Below are 18,781 nucleotides of genomic sequence, written 5' to 3'. Positions count from 1 at the left end.
TTACTTGCCCTCTTTCTTGGCCTGAGCCTTGGCCAGGAACCGGTCGGCCTGGATGATGAAGCGCTGATGCTCTCCCTTGCCGATGGGACCGGCCTCGTCAAAGGCGGCCACGGTATAGGTGAGCTTGCGGCCCTCCACAGCGGTGACCTCCGCCTCGGCCCACACCTTCATACCCACAGGGGTGGCGGCGTCGTGGCTGACGTTGAGCAGGGTACCTACGGTGCCCTGCCCCTCCTCCAGCTGGGCCTGCACCGCGTCGACAGCGGCGTTCTCCATCAGGGCGATCATAGAGGGGGTGGCGAACACGGGGACCAGACCGCTGCCCACGGCGGCGGCTGTATTTTCAGGGGTGACCACAGTTTCGGCCCGGCCCTTCATACCAACAGTAATAGACATAAGAACGACTCCTTTTTTCTGAAATCAATTCGTGCGTGTACTATTTTACATCAATCCCCAGAATAAGGCAAGCAGAAAGCCGCACATTGCTGTGCGGCTTTCCGGAGCAGGTGTTTAGTTGGAGGCCAGCATGAGCCGGGTCCACTCAGAGTCATAGAGGGCCAGGGTGTCGGCGGGCAGGTTCTTGAAGCTCTCGCACTGGTCCAGAATGCTCTGGTCGGGATAGGCATAGGGATCGCCGGAAACCTCGGGGTCCAGCTCCTCCCGGACGGAGAGCAGGGGGGAGGAGTACCAGATCTCCTCACAGTTCTTCAGGCCGGCAGCAGTGGAGCACATATAGTTGATGAAGATCTCGGCGTTCTCCTTGTTCTCGGCGTTCTTGGGGATACACATGGCGTCCACGTACAGGTTGGTGCCCTCCTCAGGCAGGCAGAAGGCCAGGTCGGGGTTGATCTCAGCCATGGTCAGATAGTCGCCATAGTAGTAGGCGCCGATGGCCGCAGAGCCGCCCTGCATCTTCTCAAAGATCTCGTCCATGACGTAGGACTGGACCAGGGGCTTCTGCTGGATGAGCAGGTCCACGGCCTCCTTGATCTGAGCCTCGTCGGTGGTGTTGTAGGAGTAGCCCAGGTACTTCAGGGCCACGCCGATGGCGTCGCGGGAGTTGTTGAACATGAGGATCTGGCCGGCGTAGTTCTCATCGAACATGGTGCCCCAGCTGGTGGGAGTCTCCTCCACCATAGTGGTGTTGTAGATGATGCCCAGCAGGCCCCACATATAGGGCACGCTGTACAGGTTCTCCGGGTCGTAGTCCGGGTTCTTGAGGGCGGGATCGATGTCCTCAAAGTTGGGAATGTTGTCGAAGTTCAAAGGCTCCAGCATATCCTCTTCGATCATACGGGAGATCATATAGTCGGAAGGGATGACCACGTCGTAGCTGGCACCCTCGTTCTTGAGCATACCGTACATGGACTCGTTGCTCTCGAAGGTGTCGTACACGACCTCAATACCGGTCTCGGCGGTGAAGTCCTCCAGCACGGACTCGTCAATGTAGACGCCCCAGTTGTAGACGTTGACGACGCCCTTGTCGGCGGCGCCGGGTTCCTTGGCCTCACCGGAGTTGGTGCCGCCGCAGCCGGTCAGTGCCAGACTGAGGGAGAGTGCGGAGGCGGTCAGAAGTGCGAGAGACTTTTTCAATTTCTTTCTTTATCCCCTTTCGGAAATGATGATTATAACAGCCCGGAGGGCGTGTTACCAGAGGGCGGGCTTACCGGCCCGGGTTGAGTTTGGCCTTCCGTCGGGCGGCGGCGTTCTCCTGACGCACCTGCCGGATGTTGACGGTCAACAGCAATGCAAACACACAGATAAACATGAGGGTGGACAGGGCGTTGATCTCGGGAGTCACCGGCTTTTTCACCGCGGTGTAGATCTCCACCGCCAGAGTGGTGACGCCGGAGCCCTTGGTGAAGTAGCTGATCACAAAGTCGTCAATGGACATGGTAAAGGCGATGATCAGGCCGTTGAGGATTCCGGGCATGATCTCGGGCAGGATGACCTTGCGGAAGGCGTACCATCCGGAGGCCCCCAGATCCTGAGCCGCCTCATATACGTTGGGGTCCAGCTGCCGCAGCCGGGGCATCACCGACAAGATCACATAGGGTGCGTTGAAGGTGATGTGGGCCAGAAGCAGGGTGCCGAAGCCGGTGCGCCAGCGGACACCCAGCCACTGGCTGAGGAAGCTGTCGTTGAACACACCGATGGCGAACACGAAGAGCAGCATCATGGACACGCCGGTGATGATGTCCGCGTTGGTCAGGGGGATGTTGTTGATGGACATACACACACTGCGGGAGCGGCGGCGCATACTGTGGAAACCGATGGCGGCTGCGGTGCCCAGAATGGTGGCGATAAAGGCGGCCAGCACCGACAGGATGATGGTGGTCCGCAAGGCTCCCAGCAGGCGGGTGTTATGGAACAGCTCTACATACCAGTCCAGGGAGAAGCCGCCCCACACCCGGTTGCTCTTGGTGGCGTTGAAGGAGAAGACGATGAGCAGTACGATGGGGGCGTACAGGAAGACGTACACCAGCAAGGTAAAGATACGGGAGGGAATGCGATGCTTTCTCATAGCACAGCCACCCCCTCTTCACCTTCGCCGAAGCGGTTCATAATGGCCATCAGGATCAGCACGATCACCATCATCACCAGGGCGATGGCGGAGCCCAGGTGGGGGTTGTAGGCGTTGCCCAAAAACTGCATTTCGATCAGGTCGCCCAGCAGCAGGGTCTTGCCGCCGCCCAGCAGGCGGGACAGGGCAAAGGTGGACACCGAGGGGATGAACACCATGGTTACTCCGGACAGCACGCCGGGGAGAGACAGGGGGAAGATGACCTTCCGGAACACCATGGAGCTGCTGGCGCCCAGGTCCTGGGCGGCCTCAATGACCTTGGGGTCGATCTTGTCGATGACCGAGAAGATGGGCAGCACCATAAAGGGCAGGAAGTTGTACACCATACCCAGCACGATGGCGCCCTGGGTGTTGATCATGTGGAAGTAGCTCAGGTTGGTGCCGAAAATGGCGTTCCACAGATCGAAAAAGCCGATGGCCGACAGGAACTGATTGATGAGGCCGTTGTCGTCCAGGATGGACATCCAGGCGTAGGTCCGCAGCAGGAAATTCATCCACATAGGCAGCATGATAAGCATCATGGCTACCTTGCGTACCATCAGCTTCTCCCGGGACAGGAAGTAGGCCAGGGGGTAGCCGATGAGGATGCAGATGGCGGTAGCCACAAAGGCCAGGACAAAGGAGTTGCGGAAGGCGGGGACGTAAGTCCCCATGTTGCTGAAGTTGTCCAGGGTAATGCTGCCGTCCTGACCGGTAAAGGCGAACACCACCACCAGAATGAGGGGAGCCACCACGAAGATGGCCATCCAAACCACATAGGGCGCGGCCAGCCACTTATTCTTCATCGTCGCTGTCCTCCTCCAGCCGGTCCTCGTTGAGCTCGTCATACTCGGAGGAGTAGGAGCTGTAGTCGCCGAAGGTGCCGGAGTATTGGCTCTTCTTCATGATATGGAAGCCGTCGGGGTCGATCTTCACCCCAATCTTTGCCCCCACGGGGGAGTAGTCGGTGGTCTGGATGAGCCACTTGAAGCCCCGGAAATCCACGATGATGTCGTAGTGAATGCCCTTGAAGGTGACCTCGGTGACGGTGCCGGTGAGCTGGCCCTCGGCCTCGGGAACAATATCGATGTCCTCGGGGCGGATGACCACGTCCACCGCCTCGCCGGGGGCAAATCCCTTGTCCAGGCATTTGAACTTGCGGCCGTACATTCCAACCACATAGTCCTCGTGCATGATGCCGTCGATGATGTTGGACTCACCGATGAAGTCGGCCACAAAGGCGTTCTTGGGTTCGTTATAGATGTCCTCGGGGGTGCCGATCTGCTGGATCTTGCCCTCGTTCATCACCACGATGGTGTCCGACATGGTGAGGGCCTCTTCCTGATCGTGGGTGACGTAGATAAAGGTAATGCCCACCTGCTGCTGGATGCGCTTGAGCTCGATCTGCATATCCTTGCGCAGCTTCAGGTCCAGGGCGCCCAGAGGCTCGTCAAGCAGCAGGACCTGGGGGCGGTTGACGATGGCCCGGGCAATGGCGACACGCTGCTGCTGGCCGCCGGAGAGAGAGTTCACCGACCGTTTGCCGTAGCCGGCCAGGTTGACCAGGGCCAGAGCCTCCTCCACCCGCTCCTTGATCTCGGACTCCGGGACCTTGATCATCTTTTTGGGGTCCTTGGGATCGGGCACTTTGTTGACCCGCAGACCAAAGGCCACGTTTTCAAAGATGTTCATGTGGGTGAACAGGGCGTATTTCTGAAAGACGGTGTTGACCTTCCGCTTGTGAGGGGGAACGTCATTAATCCTCACGCCGTCAAAATACACGTCGCCGGAGGTAGGCTTCTGAAAGCCGCCAATGATACGAAGCGTCGTGGTTTTGCCGCACCCGGAGGGACCGAGCAGCGTGAGGAACTCCTTGTCATTGATATAAAGGTTGATGTGGTCCAAAATGACGTCGTCGTCAAATTTCATGAAGCAATCCGACAGGCGGATCAGTTCCTTGGACATTTATCCTCCCCCATTTCTAAACGGTAGTAAAGGGCGTACCCAAACCGGCGGTTGGGTACGCCCTTATGACGAAACAAATATATATGGAATTGCGAAAAATGTCAATAATAAAACCGCTTTTTTTCAGGGATTTTACGGCCGCTAACTTTGATGCCGAGTGTGGTGGCAACAAAGTTATCAGAGGATTATCATATGAGGTGAATAAAAGGGACATAGGAAGCCCTTTTGCTGTTAAAACAGATTGAACGGCCTGGGACAAACAGGTATAATAGAAGCTGAAAAAAGCTTTCTTATGTGGCTGGAGCGGCAAAGATCCGGGGGATGGTAACTGTGAAAGAATGCTATCATGATAAAAAACGGATTATTGCCTGTTTTGCCAGTGTGATGTGCGGAATACTCATCCTGACCGGCGTATGGTGGGGGAGCCACGCCCGGGCATTCCGGGTCTTGCTGGAGCAGCTGCCGACGGCCGACGGCTGCGGAATGCAGTTTTATGTGAGCGATGAGGACGGAAAACGAGAGCGGAGGACCATTGACGATCCGCAGGACCGCGCGGCGGTACTGGCCGAGGTGGAACGGTTGGATTTTTCCAGGCCCAGGCTGTCAGACGATCTGTGGGACGCGGCGGAATATTATAGCTGCTTCTGGATAGAGATCTATGGGACGTCGTACCTTCTGGAGCTTCAGATCCCATTGGACGATCCGCAGCAGGCCCTTATCCGGGCCGACGGAAAGGCGTTCCATGTGGAGGGCGGCGAGGCGTTTTTGACGGCCCTGGAAGGCTGGCTGTACGAGTAGAAAGATGGAAATAAACAGTCTGCGGCACCTCAACCGGGTGCCGCAGACAAATCCCTTATTGTTGTTCTCCAAAATATTCCGTCACAAAGTCTACGTGTTCCACCGTGAACACCTTACCTCTTAAATACTCCAGAAGCCCCGCGTCGGTGGGGAAGGTGAATTCCAGCTTGTAGGAGTACAGAGCCTGGAAGGAGCGGCCATACTGCTTGTTGTCCCGTTCCCGGCCGTACTTGCCGTCCCCCAGCAGAGGGTGACCGGCGGCGGCGAACTGGGCCCGGATCTGGTGGGTGCGTCCGGTCAAAAGCTCGCACTCCACCAGGGACAGCCCCCGGTTGACCTTTAAGGTCTTATATAAGGTAGCGGCGCTCTTGCCGCCGGGCACCGGTTTGTGGAACACCTTCACCTGGGCGCGGCTCTCATCCTTCAGCAAAAAGCCCTCCAGCTTGCCCTGAGGCGGGGCCATGCGCCCGTGGATGATGGCCAGGTAGAACTTGGCGATCTCCCGGTCCTTGATCTTCTGGTTGAGGATCCGCAGCGTTTCCGCGTTCTTGGCCGCCATGACGATGCCGCCGGTGTTCCGGTCGATGCGGTTGCACAGGGCGGGGGTGAAGGAGTGCTCGTCCCGGGGATTCCACTCCTTCTTTTGATAAAGGTAGGCCTGGATGTGGGTAATAAGGGTATTGACCTTCTCATGCTCGTCGGCGTGGCACAGCAGGCCGGGCCGCTTGTTGAGGAGCATCAGGTTCTCATCCTCATACACGATGTCCAGCTTGGGCTTGAACACCGCCAGGAAAGCATTATCTTCCCGGGGCTGGTCAAAGAACTCATCGTTGATGTATAATTGCAGCAGGTCCCCCACCTGGAGCCGCACATCCCGGGCGGAGCCCTTGCCGTTGACCTTTACTCTCTTGAGGCGGATGTATTTCTGAGCCAGGGGAGCGGGGAGGAGAGGCAAGGTCTTGCCCAGCCAACGGTCCAGCCGCTGCCCGGCGTCATTTTTTCCAATGGTAAATTCCCTCATATTGACCTCCAGTACGTCAGAGACGTATCTTTTAAGCAGTCCCTATTATACTGAACAGGCTGCCCCAGCGCAAGTGGGGCGGGGATTTGGCCTGAAAAAAGTGGTAGAAAAAAGTTGAAAAAAAGATTTGACAACCGGAAGTATTTTCGCTATAATATTCCGCGTACCGTTATGAGGAGGGTATTATGCGCTTTAATCTGAAGGAGATACTTCACGTACCGGGCGCGTCTCTGCCCTTTGAGTCCCAGTTGGACCTGTCGGACTTGGATTTCTATGGGGAGCGGCCCTTTGCCCATCCCATCGTGATCCATGGGACGGTACGCAATATGGCGGGTGCGCTTATGCTGGAAGGAAGCGCGGACACCACCCTGGAACTGGTGTGTGACCGCTGCCTGAAGCCCTTCCGTCAGGAGTTGCGTCTGCCCGTCAGCACTCTGCTGGCAGAGACCCTGGAGGATGAGGAGAACGACGAGATCGTGCTTCTGGAAGACGGCGCCGTGGATCTGGACGAGGTGTTCACCACGGCTTTGGTGCTGTCTATGGATTCCAAGCACGTCTGCGACCAGGACTGCAAAGGCCTGTGTGCCACTTGCGGCGCCAACCTGAACGAGGGCCCCTGCGGATGCAGAAAAGAGATCGATCCACGTTTGGCTGCACTTGCGCAGCTGTTGGATAAAGATGAGTAAGATTTGCCCGGCCAGGGCATGAACCTAAGGAGGTGTCATAGATGGCAGTCCCTAAGAGTAAAGTGTCCAAGCAGCGCCGAAATAAGCGCCGCAGCTCCGTGTGGAAGCTGGAGACTCCCGGCGTCACCACCTGCCCCAAGTGCGGTGCGTTCCGTCTGCCCCACCGGATGTGCAAGAGCTGCATGAGCTACAATGGTCATGAGCTGGGCAAGGTGGAAACCGCTGAGGCGAAGTAAATAGCCGAAAAAGAACGAGGGGAGACAAGCCCCTCTTTCTTTTTGCCCGGAAATCGGGTAAAATGAAGTGAAATGCCCTATATACCATAGGATCCCGGGAAGGAGCGTGCCCATGAGCCTGACAAAAATTGCATCGGTGGACCCCCACAGTCCGGCCCGAAAGGCGGGGGTGCGCCCGGGGGAAACCCTGACCCACATCAACGGCCATCCCATTGTGGATGTGCTGGACTATAAGTTCTACGCCTACGACCCCAAGCTGGAGCTGACCCTGACAGAGCCGGAGGGAGGCAGCCGTACGCTCCGCATCCGCAAGGCGGAGGGAGAGGATTTGGGGCTGAATTTTGAGACCTACCTCATGGACCGGGCCCGTTCCTGCGCCAATAAGTGCATCTTCTGCTTTGTGGATCAGATGCCCCCCGGAATGCGGGATACCCTTTATTTTAAGGATGACGATGCCAGACTGTCCTTTTTGATGGGCAACTATATGACCCTCACCAACCTGTCCAAGCGGGAAATTCAGCGGATCATCGATTTGCGGATCAGCCCCATCAATATCTCGGTCCACGCTACTGATCCCGAGCTGCGCACCGCCATGCTGAAAAACCCCCGGGCGGGGGAGTGCCTGGACATCATGTCCCGGTTTGCCCAGGCAGGGATCGAGATGAACTGCCAGGTGGTGGCCTGCCCTGGCATCAATGACGGTCCCGCTCTGGCCCGTACCATGGAGGACCTGGGCCGGCTCTATCCTGCGGTGACCAGCGTGGCGGTGGTGCCGGTAGGTGTGACCAAGTTCCGGGAGGGACTGTGCAGCATCGAGCCCTATACCAAGGAACAGGCTGCTGCGCTGATCGACCAGGTGGAGGATTTTGCTGCCCGCTTTATGGAGAAAAAGGGTACCAATCTGGTGTGGTGCTCCGATGAGTTTTACCTCATTGCCGGGCGGGCACTGCCGGGGAAGGCCTATTATGAGGATATGGACCAGCTGGAAAACGGTGTGGGAATGCTGCGGCTGCTCCTCCATCAGGCCTCCATGGCCCTGGAGGAGGAAGAGCCGGAAGAGACGGAGCCCTTTTCCATTGCCACCGGCCTGTCCGCCGCCCCCTTTGTGCAGGAAATTGTTGACAACGCCCGGAATCAGTGTGGTAATATAAAAGGAACGGTCTATCCTATTATCAATCGTTTCTTTGGGGAGACCATCACGGTCTCCGGCCTGATCACCGGAACCGACCTGATCGAGCAGCTCAACGGCAAGGATTTGGGCAAGCGGCTGCTCATCCCGGATAATATGCTCCGGGCAGGAGAGCAGGTATTTCTGGACGACGTGACCGTGGAGCAGGTGGAGCAGGCTCTGGGCGTGACTGTGGTCCCGGTGCCTGCCGACAGCGGCTTTGACCTGGCGGATGCCATCCTGGGCCGGGAAGTAACAGCCCAATGCCCCGTTCTCCCGCCGGAGGCGGAGTATTATCGATATAACCCGTAAAGGGAGGGAAAACTACCATGAAACCCTTAATTGCCATCGTGGGACGGCCCAACGTGGGCAAGTCCATGCTCTTTAATAAGCTGGTGGGCCAGCGGCTGTCCATTGTGGAGGACACCCCCGGCGTCACCCGGGACCGGCTGTATGCCGAGGCCGAGTGGCTCAACCGGAAGTTTGACCTGGTAGATACCGGCGGTATCGAGCCGGGCACCGACAGCGAGATCCTGGCCTTTATGCGCCAGCAGGCGGAGATCGCCATCCAGAACGCCACCGTTATCATCTTCCTGTGCGACGTCAAGACCGGCCTCACCGCCTCTGACCAGGAGGTGGCCAATATGCTGCTGCGCTCCGGCAAGCCGGTGGTGCTGGCGGTGAACAAGATGGACCAGGTGGGCCACACCAACCCGGACATCTACGAATTCTATAACCTGGGTCTGGGCGACCCCATCGCCGTGTCCGCCGTCCACGGCCATGGTACCGGTGATCTGCTGGACGAGTGCTTTAAGTACTTCCCCCCGGAGGACGAGGAGGAAGAGGACGACGACGTCATCAAGGTAGCCATTATCGGCAAGCCAAACGTGGGCAAGTCCTCCCTGGTCAACCGGATTTTGGGGGAGAAGCGGGTCATCGTCAGCGACATGGCAGGCACCACCCGGGACGCGGTGGACAGCTACTTTGAGAACCAGAAGGGCAAGTATCTGCTCATCGACACCGCCGGAATGCGGAAGAAGTCCAAGGTGGACGATCCCATCGAAAAGTTCTCCGTGCTCCGGGCCACCATGGCCATCGAGCGGGCCGATGTGTGCCTCATCCTGATCGACGCCAACGAGGGGGTCACCGAGCAGGATACCAAGGTGGCCGGTCTGGCCCATGAGGCGGGCAAGGCCTGTATCATCGTGGTCAACAAGTGGGACTCCATCGAGAAGGACGACAAGACCATGGACCGGATGCGCCAGGATGTGCGCCGGGACCTGTCCTATATGACCTATGCTCCCATCGTCTTTATCTCCGCCCTGACCGGCCAGCGGGTGGACCGACTCTTTGACCTCATCAACTATGTCAATGACCAGGCCTCCCTGCGGATCACCACCGGTATGCTCAACTCGGTGCTGGCTGACGCCACCGCTCGGGTGCAGCCCCCCACGGACAAGGGCCGCCGACTGAAGATCTACTATATGACCCAAATCGGCATCAAGCCTCCCCACTTCGTCTGCTTCTGCAACGATGCCAAGCTCTTCCACTTCTCTTACCAGCGCTATCTGGAAAATCAGATCCGCTCTACCTTCGGCCTGGAGGGTACGCCGGTGCGGCTCACCATCCGGCAGAAGAGCGACAAGGAGGGGTAAGTCCATGCCGGCAGCTTCGATGGAAATGATCCTTTTGGTGGTGGCTGCAGTGGCAGTCATTGCCTACTTCTTCGGCTGCTTTAACGGGGCGGTCATTGTCTCCAAGTATATCCTGCGCAACGACGTGCGCAAGCATGGCAGCGGCAATGCGGGCCTGACCAACTTCTACCGTACCTTTGGCGGTCCCCTGACTCTGGTGGTCATCCTGACCGACGTGCTGAAGGCGGTAATCGCCATCCTGCTGGGTCAGTGGCTTTTCAGTATGGTTACTCCGCCCCAGGACTGGCAGGCCATCTGGCCGGTGCTGGGTAAATACTGGGCCGGTACCTTCTGCCTGCTGGGCCATATGTTCCCCTGTATGTTTGGTTTCAAGGGCGGCAAGGGTATTCTGTCCGGCGGTACCATCGCCATTATGATGGACTGGCGTATCGCGCTGGTGGTGTGGGGCGGGTTTATTATCCTGGCCGCCATTACCAAGTGGGTCTCTCTGGGTTCCATCTGGGCGGGGGCCTCTTTCCCCTTTGCCAGTTGGTTTGTCTATCAAAATCTGGTGATTCTGGTGATCGCCATTTTGATCGGTGGACTTGTGGTGTGGAAGCACCGGGGTAATCTGGTGCGTATTCTGAAGGGCACCGAGTCCAAATTCAGCCTGCATCATAAATTGAACGGGGGTACTTCGAAGTGAAGATCGCGGTACTGGGAAGCGGCGGCTGGGGCACGGCCCTGGCGCTTGTGTTGCTGGAAAATGGTCATGATGTGACCTTGTGGTCCTATACGGAGGAGGAGTCTGCCGTACTGCGTCAGACGGGAGAGAACCCCATGCTGAAGGGTGTAGCTCTGCCCAAGGAGCTGAAGCTGACCTCTGATCTGGCCTGTGTGAAGGGCTGCGGCGCGGTGGTGCTGGCCACCCCGTCCTTTGCCGTACGCACCACGGCTAAGGCCGCGGCGCCTCTGCTGGAGCCCGGTGCGGTGCTGGTATCGGTGTCCAAGGGCATTGAGAAGGATACCTCTCTCACCCTTACCGATGCCATTGAGCAGGAGGTGGGCGATGCCCATCCCATCGTAGCCCTCTCTGGTCCCTCCCATGCGGAGGAGGTGGGACGGCATATCCCCACCGTGGTGGTGTCCGCCTCCAAGGATCGCTCCGCCGCGGAGCAGGTCCAGGACCTCTTTATGAATGAGCGCTTCCGTGTGTATGCCTCCGACGACGTGGTAGGCGTGGAGCTGGGCGCAGCGCTGAAGAATGTCATCGCTCTGTGTGCCGGTATCAGCGACGGTATGGGCTACGGTGACAACACCAAGGCGGCCCTGATGACCCGGGGCCTTACCGAGATCGCCCGGCTGGGTGTGGCCATGGGCGGCCGCCGGGAGACCTTTGCCGGCCTGTCCGGTGTGGGTGACCTAATTGTTACCTGTACCTCCATGCACTCCCGTAACCGCCGCTGCGGTATTCTGATTGGTAAGGGCACTCCCACGCAGCAGGCGGTCAAGGAGATCGGTGCTGTGGTGGAGGGCTACTATGCCGCCGCCAATGCCCGTACCCTGGCCCGGAAGGTGGGTGTGGAGATGCCCATCACTGAGGCGGCCTATCAGGTGCTCTACGAAGGTAAGGACCCCCGCCAGGTGATCGTGGATCTGATGACCCGGGAGCGGAAGCACGAGCTGGAAGATAGCTGGGTTTAAGGCCTCCTAAAAAAATTTCAAAAAAATCGAAAAAAGTACTTGCATTCCTCTAAGAGGTGTGGTAATATAATCAAGCCGTCTGAAACACGGCGGCGATCTCCGGGTGTGGCGAAGTTTGGTATCGCGCTTGAATGGGGTTCAAGAGGCCGCTGGTTCGAATCCAGTCACTCGGACCATGCGGAGTATCATTAAAGGATCTGAAAAGGTCTGCTGATGATACTCCGCATTTTTTATTTCCAAGTTTATATAGCGATCTGTGTGGGGGCGTAGCTTAGTGCTACGCCTTTTCTCGTTTCCAAAAGAATGTCCCGCTCAGGAATCTTCCGGCGATCCGGCACCTCAAAGGCTCCAATGCAGTTGTAGTGGATCGTCACCCGCTGATTGGTAATGCCGTCCTCCTTGACCGCTGGATAGACCTCGATGTACTGAATGAGCTCTGCAACCATGCGTTTGGTGATGGTGGTGGCGTCGGTGTAGCGACGCACCGTTTCCAAGAAGGTGTCCACATCCATCCGCTTATCTTCCAGCTTTTTCAGCTCCAACCGCAGCGCCTTGATCCGTCCGGCGTTCTCGCCCTGCTCCTGCTCGTACCGCTTAGACATTTTGGCAAACCGGGCATCGTCGATCTTGCCAGATACATTGTCCTCGTAGAGCCGCTCAAAGAGCATAGCCCTTGTCTTTGGCGGCCTTTTGGAGAATCTTCTTTTGGTTCTGGATGCTGTTGGACTCGCTATCCATGTTATCGTCACGGCTCAGGCGGCAGTAGAGGGCGGCTGTGCCGGTAGAGATTTTCTTGCTTGACTGCTTCACAATGTCCTCCTTTCCAAGCAGCCGAGCAAGGCTTCATCCTATGTATATTAAACTGCTTGTTGGTGTGCTCGTCGTAGAGCAGATCCCGGGTCACAAGGCTACCCTCCTCGGTGAAGCCCTCTCCCGGCTCAATGGTGGGCTCGGGGGCGGTGGTTTCCTCCGCCGGGTCAAGGCCCTCCCATTCGGGGCCGCCCCCGGCATAGGCCGTGACGGAGAAGCTACAAAGAAGAACAACGGCGCAAAGCGCCGCTGTCAGCATCTTAATTCGCTTTTTCATTCGGTATCCTCCTTATCCTCGGTTTCGGACTTCGGGACATTTTGTCCCAAGGTGGCCCCGGCCCGGATCTGCTGGAGCACCACGGGCAGCTCGGCAAGGGGGATGCTCATGCCACGCACGATGTCCACGATCTCGCTGTTTTCCGCCTCCACCTTTTTCTGTTCCAGATCCTTCAGCCGGGCCTGCTGTTCGGTGATTTTGGCCTTGACCTTTTCGATCTCAGCCTCGATTTTTGCGCTTTTGGAAATTGCCATGAAAGCCTCCTTTACGGTAAACGCCCATAGGCGTAGAAATGAGATTGCCAATAGCTGCTGTTGAGGTTGGCATAACTGATGGGATCTCCACAATGGAGCATCCAGCCATCGCCCACATACAGCCCACAATGACTGACCCCCGGCGTGTCGTAGGTGCCGACAAAAAACACCAGATCGCCCGACTGGGGTGAGCTGGTGGGGGTGCAGTAGTTGTATAGGCCCTGGGCCCCCAGCCGCCCCACATTCCAGCCGCATTGATTGAGCACCCATGAGAGGTAGCCGGAGCAGTCAAAGGAAGTGGACGGGTTGGAACCGCCCCAGACATAGGGATAGCCGATGTACTTCTCCGCCTCGGTGAGCAGGGCGGAAAAGGTTTCGTCCGTCAGATATTCCTCGGGGACTTCATGCTCCACGGGATCGCCCGTGTACTTGCCCACATAGTCGGAGCCGGGGAACAGATCGGGACGGTTGCCCAGCGTCGCCATGTAGAGGGCATACCGGGAGAGCTGTTCCTCGCCCAAGATGTAAACAGGCAGATGGGAAAGGTTTTCGTTGGAGAGGGTCACGGTGCAGATATAGTAGTTGTACGGCACTTCCACATCGTAGTCGTTGCCCTCGCTATCCGTCCGGGTTTCCGTCCGATACCGCACCTCCACAACCACATCCTCGGTGAGAATGTATTGGCGGTCAAAGAGCATTTGCAGGGTGTCCTGCACCTCAGCCAGCGTCCATTCCCCCTCATGCCATGCGCTGATGATGGACAGCAGCACATAGGGGTCATGCTCGATCTCGTCCAGATCGTAGTGGTACTCGTCATAGTCGTGGGTGCTCTCGTAGGTGTCCAGATAGTTTTGCAGCTCCGCCTCCAAAGCGCAGTAGCGTGCCAGATAGGACACATACCCGGCGTACCATGCGTTTGTGGGTACATCCGTGAAGGTGGTTTTTGTGGGGGCGGTGATGCGCTCCCCGTTGCGCTGGGCCAGCAGGCGGGCAAAGATGGTGGCCGCCTCACTCCGGGTCATGTCCCGGTCCGGCCCAAAAGTGCCGTCGGTGTAGCCCACCACATAGGCCCCGTGGGTTTCCAGCTCCGCCACCTCGGGAACCGTCAGCTTGCCGTCCTCGTCGGTTTCTCCGGTTTCCTTCTGGCCCAGATCGCCCTTGACGGTGACGGTCAGGCCCTCCTGGGGCTCACGCTTTTGGTCGGTGACAGTGACGGTGAACCGGTTGTCCTCGTCCATGTCGGTGCCATCCGGCAGGGTGACTGTGATGGTGCCGGTTTTCCCGATAGATACCCCGGCGTCAGGTATGGGACGCTTGGTCTCGAAGTCCTCCACCTTGACGGTCAGGGTCCAGCGATCCCCGTCGGCGTCCTTCCAACCCACGGTGCCCCTGCCGTCCTCATTGGCGGTATCCGAGCCACCGGGGACAGTGAGCTGCCCGGCGGCGTCGGTCTTGCCGCTGCTGAAATTGTCGTTGCAGTCAGTGACAGAAACGCCAATGCCCGCCACGGGGGACTTGTCCTTCACAAGCTGAACCTGGATGGTGGTCTGGTCGGCATAGTCCAGCAGGCGGCCAGAGGGCAGCCGGATGGACAGGGACTTGTTCTCGTGGAGCGTGACCGTGGCCCCGGCAACTGGGTTTTTGGTGTCCGTGTCACTGACCGTCACCAGATAGCCGCCCACAATGGCCTCACCCTTGCTGTCCGTGGTGGCCTGATTGTAGATTTTCTCGATTTCCTCGGTTTCCAGGGTTTCGCCGCAGACTTCACACTTCTTGTGCTTGCTACCCTCACTGCCGGTGGTGGGTTCCTGGTCAATGATCCAGTCGCCGGGCTTGTGTCCGGCGGCGTCGATGTAGTCGCCCTTATAGGTGTCGCTGCATCGGGAGCAGGTGTATGTAGTATAGCCCATTTCCGTACAGGTGGGGGCGGTCACTTCTTCAATGTAGTCGTGCCCCAGCGCATTTTCGATCACCGCGCCGCACTTGGTACAGAGCTGGGGCGTGGTGCAGGTGGCCGCCTCGCCGGGTACATGGCCCGCTGCCGCGTCTCCCTCCAGGCGATGATAGCCGCAGCGGACGCAGCGATACTCGATCAGACCTTCGCCGGTGCAGGTGGAGCCGGTGACTTCGGTACCCTCGTCCCAGGAATGGCCCAGGGGGTCGGTGTAGTCTGTCACAAAGCTGGAACCGCAGCCCTCGCAGATATGGACGGTCTTGCCGCCGCCCTCGCAGGTGGCCGGGATGGTTTTGGCAACATAGTTGTGGGGCAGGGCCGCCGTGATGTCCTCAATGTGGCGCTCCCCGCAGATGGAACACTCCCGCAGGGTGTAGCCGGGGCTGGTGCAGGTGGCCGGGACGGTGGTAACGGAAAATTCATGCTCCCCCTTGGGGGTAGTGCTTTCCTGGACGGTGCCGCACCGCTCACAGATTTCCAGCACCTTGCCGGGGGTCTCGCAGGTGGCGTCCCGGATGACGATGCTTTGATAAGCATGGCCCAGGGCTGCCTCATAGTCCCGCTTGTCCCTTTTTTAGATGATGGTTGGTAAGGTAAAGTCTCCGTCAAAATAACAAGAGACAGTTGTAAGAAAAAATTAGACATAAAAATCTACTGTTCATTAAATGAGGTTGAGACATTTAGTGGAGGTAGATAAATATGACTGACTTTTATAAACTTTTGAATACAGTGATTGGCGGAGACTTTACCCCTGAACAGTTGTCAAAGTTGCAAAATGTTCTGACAGAAAAGCAACAGGCCAAAAAGAAGAAAGCCAACAAAGTAAAAGAACTGTCACCGGAAGAAAAGAAACTGTTTGCAAAATGCACTCAAAATAGAAGTGAAGTGCTTTGCTGCCCACATTGCGGTAGTGTCAGCGTCATAAAATATGGCCGACACCAAAATGGCAGGCAGAAGTACCGCTGTAAAGACTGTAAGAAGATTTTTGGGGATACCAATGGAACCTTTTTATACCGTTCCAAGTTAAATCTGGAGCAATGGAACCGATTTATTCATTTAACAATGTGTAATCTAAGTCTGCCAGTCATCCGAAAGACAATGGGTATCAACATTGCTACCGCTTGGTATAATCGTCATAAGCTCTGTTCCCTTATCCAACAAATTGAGGGAGAACAAGATAACTTCCCTACGATTGTTGAGGGCGATGAATACTACACGCCGTTGTCTTTCAAAGGTATGCAAGATAAGGAGTTCTTTATTGAGGTACTTGGTCGAATGCCAAACCACCATAGGAATAGGGAACAGCGGTATGACTATGTGGAACAAGCAGGCTATGACCTTACAGAAGTAGCCGACTTGCAGGGGTTGGAGAGAAGATTTGATGAACTTACTCCTGAGGAAAAACAACAAGGTATTCAGCCATCAGCGTCAAAGTTATCTGCTCTGCTGAACAGTATGGATAGTCAAAAGGCTGTCAATGTGTTGCTAAATCTTGATAAGCAACAGAAGAAAAAGAGGGGGATCAGCAATCAACAGGTATGTGTCCTGACCGGCGCGGACAAGTTGGGTAATACCTATCTCTCACCCTCTTGTATTGGAAAAATTGAGCCGAAACATATTGAACAACAATGGAAAGACAAGTTTACCAATGAGAGTATTCTTGTCACCGATAGTCTGAGAGCCTACAAGACCTTTGCCAACAATAACAAAATTCATTTGAGACAGATACCCCCGGGAAAACATACTTCTGGTGTGTTCAATTTAGGAAAGGTCAACTCATACCATTCAAGATTGACCGATTTTTTGAAGATATACGACGAAGTTGCGTCCAAGTACCTTGACCATTATCTTTCCCTGTTCCGATGGATGGACAAGTATATGGGTAAGGACATAAACAAGGGGGCTGCTTTGTTGATGGATATGCTGACAAAAGGAGTAACACTCACACACTCCAGAAAGTTGAAGTTTAAGCCTATGCCGTTTGACACTAAGGGGATTATTGCGGCTGAATACCCCTACAGTGTAATATAAATCTGGACAGTTGCTTTCTTAATCTCTCTGTTTCTTTTACTATCTTATATCAACCTATCAAATAGGAAATATTTATGTAAAAGGAGAGATTTTAATGGAAGTGTCGTTTTTCTTTACTACCGTTGTGATTATATGTGTAATTGCAGGTATCATTGTTTGGAATTACGAAGCAGATAAAGAAAATGAGGGTATTAGAAAAAGAAATGCGGAAAGATTGGAGAAATTAAGGCAAACATTTTCTCAACAGTCAGTTGGTACACCTTTGTCAAGTGTTATTGTGCGATTTAAGAGTTGTGAGGCAATTTCTGACGCTATTTTGGAATCTGAAGTAGTTCTTCCTGATGGGAAGAATAGAAAAGTATATATTTGGTACTTAGATTGGTACCATACAATTTCACAGTTCAACGGTCGAGGATATTCACCGAATTATTCTTCAACTACAACATTGAATGGTGGAAATATGGCAGTAAGTCACAACAGTGGTTATAGTATGAACATTGTGAGCGGCGCGACTACTCAAAAAGCATATATAAGAATGATATTTGAAAATGATATGTTAGTGGCTAAAGAGCAACAAGGTCTGTTCTCATAAAAGCGTTTACAAAAATATGGTGGATAGATTTCACCATATTTTTGTGTAGTTTTTTGCAACAACCATTATCTAAAAAAGGGACTCCCGCTTTTCGATCTTGCCGCAGTCCACGCACAGATAGCGGTCATAGCCCAGGGTCAGGCAGGTAGGTGGAACGCTGTCCAGCAGTGTCCAGTTATGGTCCTCGCCGCAGGTGCCGTCACCGTCGGTTTCCTCGGTGCTTTCGTCCCGCAGGTGGACATAGGCCACGCCGTCCTCCACCATGTCGGTGTTCTGGAATGTATAGGTTATCTCATAATAGACCGGGTAATCTCCGGCCTCAGTGTAGTTGGGGGCGCTGGTCAGGGTGCAGCCGTCCGCCGTGTGGCCGTAGCGGATAGCGGTGGTGACACCTGCCTCGGAGAGATCGGACACTGTGACAGTATGGGGCTGGCCGTCCACCACGCCGAAGTAGTCCGCCACAACAGACTTAGCGGCGGTGTAGGCGGTTTCGGCGTAGCCGCAGTCGGCGCAAGTTGCCATCTCTACAAAGCGGTCATGGGCCAGCTCCGGGCGGATGGCCGTTTCCATGTGGTGCCGCTCCAGGGTGGAACTTTCCTCCTTGTAGGTGCCGTAACAGAACGAGCAGTATTCGCCGCTGGTGGTGATAACACGATGGTAGGTGCTGTCCACCTGTTCAATGGACTCCTCCTCCGGCAGTTCTTCAAAGAAATCTGCCGCGCAGTCATAGAGCCAATACACATTCTTGTTGCAGGCATAACTGGTAGCGCCCATATTGCTGTTGATCGTGCCGCAGACCTCGCAGACGGCTTTCGTCCAGTGGTACCCAGCCAATTCGCTGGCCTTCTGACGGCGGTGGCCTGCCACGATCTCATAGCCGCCGCCCTCACGGGGGCGGACCAGGGCGGGCTGGTTCACACCGCCGGTCTTGACGCTCTCCACCAGAGCTTGCATCTCCGCATCGTCCCGCACTGGAATAGTCAAGAAAACCGCACACCCAACATGTCCGGTTATGCCACCTGCGTTTGTGCTGACAGCCACCGTCTCCGCTTGACCAGCGGAGGCAGATGATCCTCGTTGGCAGTGTT

17 protein-coding genes, 1 tRNA gene and 4 pseudogenes are annotated in these 18,781 nt (G+C 56.1%); 10 read left to right on the top strand and 12 right to left on the bottom strand.

Annotated features, from left to right (window positions below; genetic code table 11):
- From B5G06_RS11260 to B5G06_RS11240, 5 genes are all read right to left on the bottom strand, one after another.
- The gene (locus B5G06_RS11260; RefSeq protein ID WP_087189160.1) at positions 1-396 is read right to left on the bottom strand and encodes a thioesterase family protein; all 396 of its coding nucleotides are present in this window, start codon (positions 394-396) and stop codon (positions 1-3) included.
- 114 nt (positions 397-510) lie between these two features.
- Positions 511-1,593 (bottom strand): ABC transporter substrate-binding protein, encoded by a 1,083-nt coding sequence (locus tag B5G06_RS11255; RefSeq protein ID WP_087189159.1) that lies wholly within the window; start codon positions 1,591-1,593, stop codon positions 511-513.
- 70 nt (positions 1,594-1,663) lie between these two features.
- Positions 1,664-2,524: an ABC transporter permease gene (locus B5G06_RS11250; protein WP_087189158.1), complete on the bottom strand. Its 861-nt coding sequence runs from the start codon at positions 2,522-2,524 to the stop codon at positions 1,664-1,666.
- A complete protein-coding gene (locus tag B5G06_RS11245; protein WP_087189157.1) occupies positions 2,521-3,369 on the bottom strand; it encodes an ABC transporter permease in 849 nt (282 codons plus the stop codon). Before B5G06_RS11245 ends, B5G06_RS11250 begins: the two co-directional genes overlap by 4 nt.
- A complete protein-coding gene (locus B5G06_RS11240; RefSeq protein ID WP_087189156.1) occupies positions 3,359-4,528 on the bottom strand; it encodes an ABC transporter ATP-binding protein in 1,170 nt (389 codons plus the stop codon). The genes B5G06_RS11245 and B5G06_RS11240 overlap by 11 nt, the downstream gene beginning before the upstream one ends.
- A gap of 330 nt (positions 4,529-4,858) precedes the next feature.
- Between B5G06_RS11240 and B5G06_RS11235 the strand changes: the two genes are divergently transcribed.
- Positions 4,859-5,326, top strand: a complete 468-nt coding sequence (locus B5G06_RS11235) for a hypothetical protein (RefSeq protein WP_143382740.1) — start codon at positions 4,859-4,861, stop codon at positions 5,324-5,326.
- Positions 5,327-5,381: 55 nt separating this feature from the next.
- On the opposite strand, the gene B5G06_RS11230 is transcribed toward B5G06_RS11235, so the two are convergent.
- Positions 5,382-6,347: an RluA family pseudouridine synthase gene (locus B5G06_RS11230; protein ID WP_087189154.1), complete on the bottom strand. Its 966-nt coding sequence runs from the start codon at positions 6,345-6,347 to the stop codon at positions 5,382-5,384.
- A 185-nt stretch (positions 6,348-6,532) separates the two neighbouring features.
- Here B5G06_RS11230 and B5G06_RS11225 point away from each other — a divergent pair, with 185 nt between their 5' ends.
- The 7 genes from B5G06_RS11225 (at position 6,533) to B5G06_RS11195 (ending at position 11,951) form a co-directional block, all read left to right on the top strand.
- Positions 6,533-7,033: a YceD family protein gene (locus B5G06_RS11225; RefSeq protein WP_087189153.1), complete on the top strand. Its 501-nt coding sequence runs from the start codon at positions 6,533-6,535 to the stop codon at positions 7,031-7,033.
- A gap of 41 nt (positions 7,034-7,074) precedes the next feature.
- Entirely contained in the window at positions 7,075-7,269 is a 195-nt protein-coding gene (rpmF, locus tag B5G06_RS11220) for a 50S ribosomal protein L32 (RefSeq protein ID WP_087189152.1), read from the top strand.
- Positions 7,270-7,381: 112 nt separating this feature from the next.
- Entirely contained in the window at positions 7,382-8,749 is a 1,368-nt protein-coding gene (locus tag B5G06_RS11215) for a DUF512 domain-containing protein (RefSeq protein WP_087189151.1), read from the top strand.
- A 17-nt stretch (positions 8,750-8,766) separates the two neighbouring features.
- On the top strand, positions 8,767-10,092 hold the full coding sequence (gene der / locus B5G06_RS11210) for a ribosome biogenesis GTPase Der (protein ID WP_087189150.1): 1,326 nt from the start codon (positions 8,767-8,769) through the stop codon (positions 10,090-10,092).
- Positions 10,093-10,096: 4 nt separating this feature from the next.
- Entirely contained in the window at positions 10,097-10,777 is a 681-nt protein-coding gene (locus tag B5G06_RS11205; protein ID WP_242955467.1) for a glycerol-3-phosphate acyltransferase, read from the top strand.
- Positions 10,774-11,775 (top strand): NAD(P)H-dependent glycerol-3-phosphate dehydrogenase, encoded by a 1,002-nt coding sequence (locus B5G06_RS11200; RefSeq protein ID WP_087189148.1) that lies wholly within the window; start codon positions 10,774-10,776, stop codon positions 11,773-11,775. The genes B5G06_RS11205 and B5G06_RS11200 overlap by 4 nt, the downstream gene beginning before the upstream one ends.
- Before the next feature lie 99 nt (positions 11,776-11,874).
- A tRNA-Pro gene (locus B5G06_RS11195) sits at positions 11,875-11,951 on the top strand.
- A gap of 66 nt (positions 11,952-12,017) precedes the next feature.
- Here the strand turns inward: B5G06_RS11195 and B5G06_RS14205 are convergent.
- From B5G06_RS14205 to B5G06_RS14435, 5 genes and pseudogenes are all read right to left on the bottom strand, one after another.
- Positions 12,018-12,443 carry a DUF4368 domain-containing protein gene (locus B5G06_RS14205; RefSeq protein ID WP_242955466.1) on the bottom strand — a complete coding sequence of 142 codons (426 nt, stop codon included), beginning with the start codon at positions 12,441-12,443 and terminating at the stop codon, positions 12,018-12,020.
- 191 nt (positions 12,444-12,634) lie between these two features.
- Positions 12,635-12,862: pseudogene (locus B5G06_RS11185) on the bottom strand (bacteriocin); the annotation flags it as partial.
- Positions 12,859-13,116 (bottom strand): DUF4315 family protein, encoded by a 258-nt coding sequence (locus B5G06_RS11180; RefSeq protein ID WP_087189146.1) that lies wholly within the window; start codon positions 13,114-13,116, stop codon positions 12,859-12,861. The gene B5G06_RS11180 and the pseudogene B5G06_RS11185, both read right to left, overlap by 4 nt.
- Positions 13,117-13,127: 11 nt before the next feature.
- A pseudogene (locus B5G06_RS14440) lies at positions 13,128-13,994 on the bottom strand (C40 family peptidase); the annotation flags it as partial.
- Between the two features lie 135 nt (positions 13,995-14,129).
- Positions 14,130-14,354: pseudogene (locus B5G06_RS14435) on the bottom strand (S-layer homology domain-containing protein); the annotation flags it as partial.
- A gap of 1,415 nt (positions 14,355-15,769) precedes the next feature.
- Between B5G06_RS14435 and B5G06_RS11170 the strand changes: the two are divergent.
- A complete protein-coding gene (locus tag B5G06_RS11170) occupies positions 15,770-17,101 on the top strand; it encodes an IS1595 family transposase (protein ID WP_087189144.1) in 1,332 nt (443 codons plus the stop codon).
- Positions 17,102-17,195: 94 nt separating this feature from the next.
- Complete coding sequence (locus B5G06_RS13900) at positions 17,196-17,693, top strand: hypothetical protein (protein WP_143382739.1); 498 nt, start codon at positions 17,196-17,198, stop codon at positions 17,691-17,693.
- Between the two features lie 822 nt (positions 17,694-18,515).
- On the opposite strand, the pseudogene B5G06_RS14430 reads toward B5G06_RS13900, so the two are convergent.
- A pseudogene (locus B5G06_RS14430) lies at positions 18,516-18,665 on the bottom strand (ParB N-terminal domain-containing protein); the annotation flags it as partial.
- Between the last annotated feature and the right edge of the window lie 116 nt (positions 18,666-18,781).

It is taken from the genome of Flavonifractor sp. An52 (assembly GCF_002159385.1).
Taxonomy (GTDB): Bacteria; Bacillota; Clostridia; order Oscillospirales; family Oscillospiraceae; genus Flavonifractor; species Flavonifractor avicola.
This window is presented reverse-complemented; position numbering and strand designations above follow the sequence as displayed.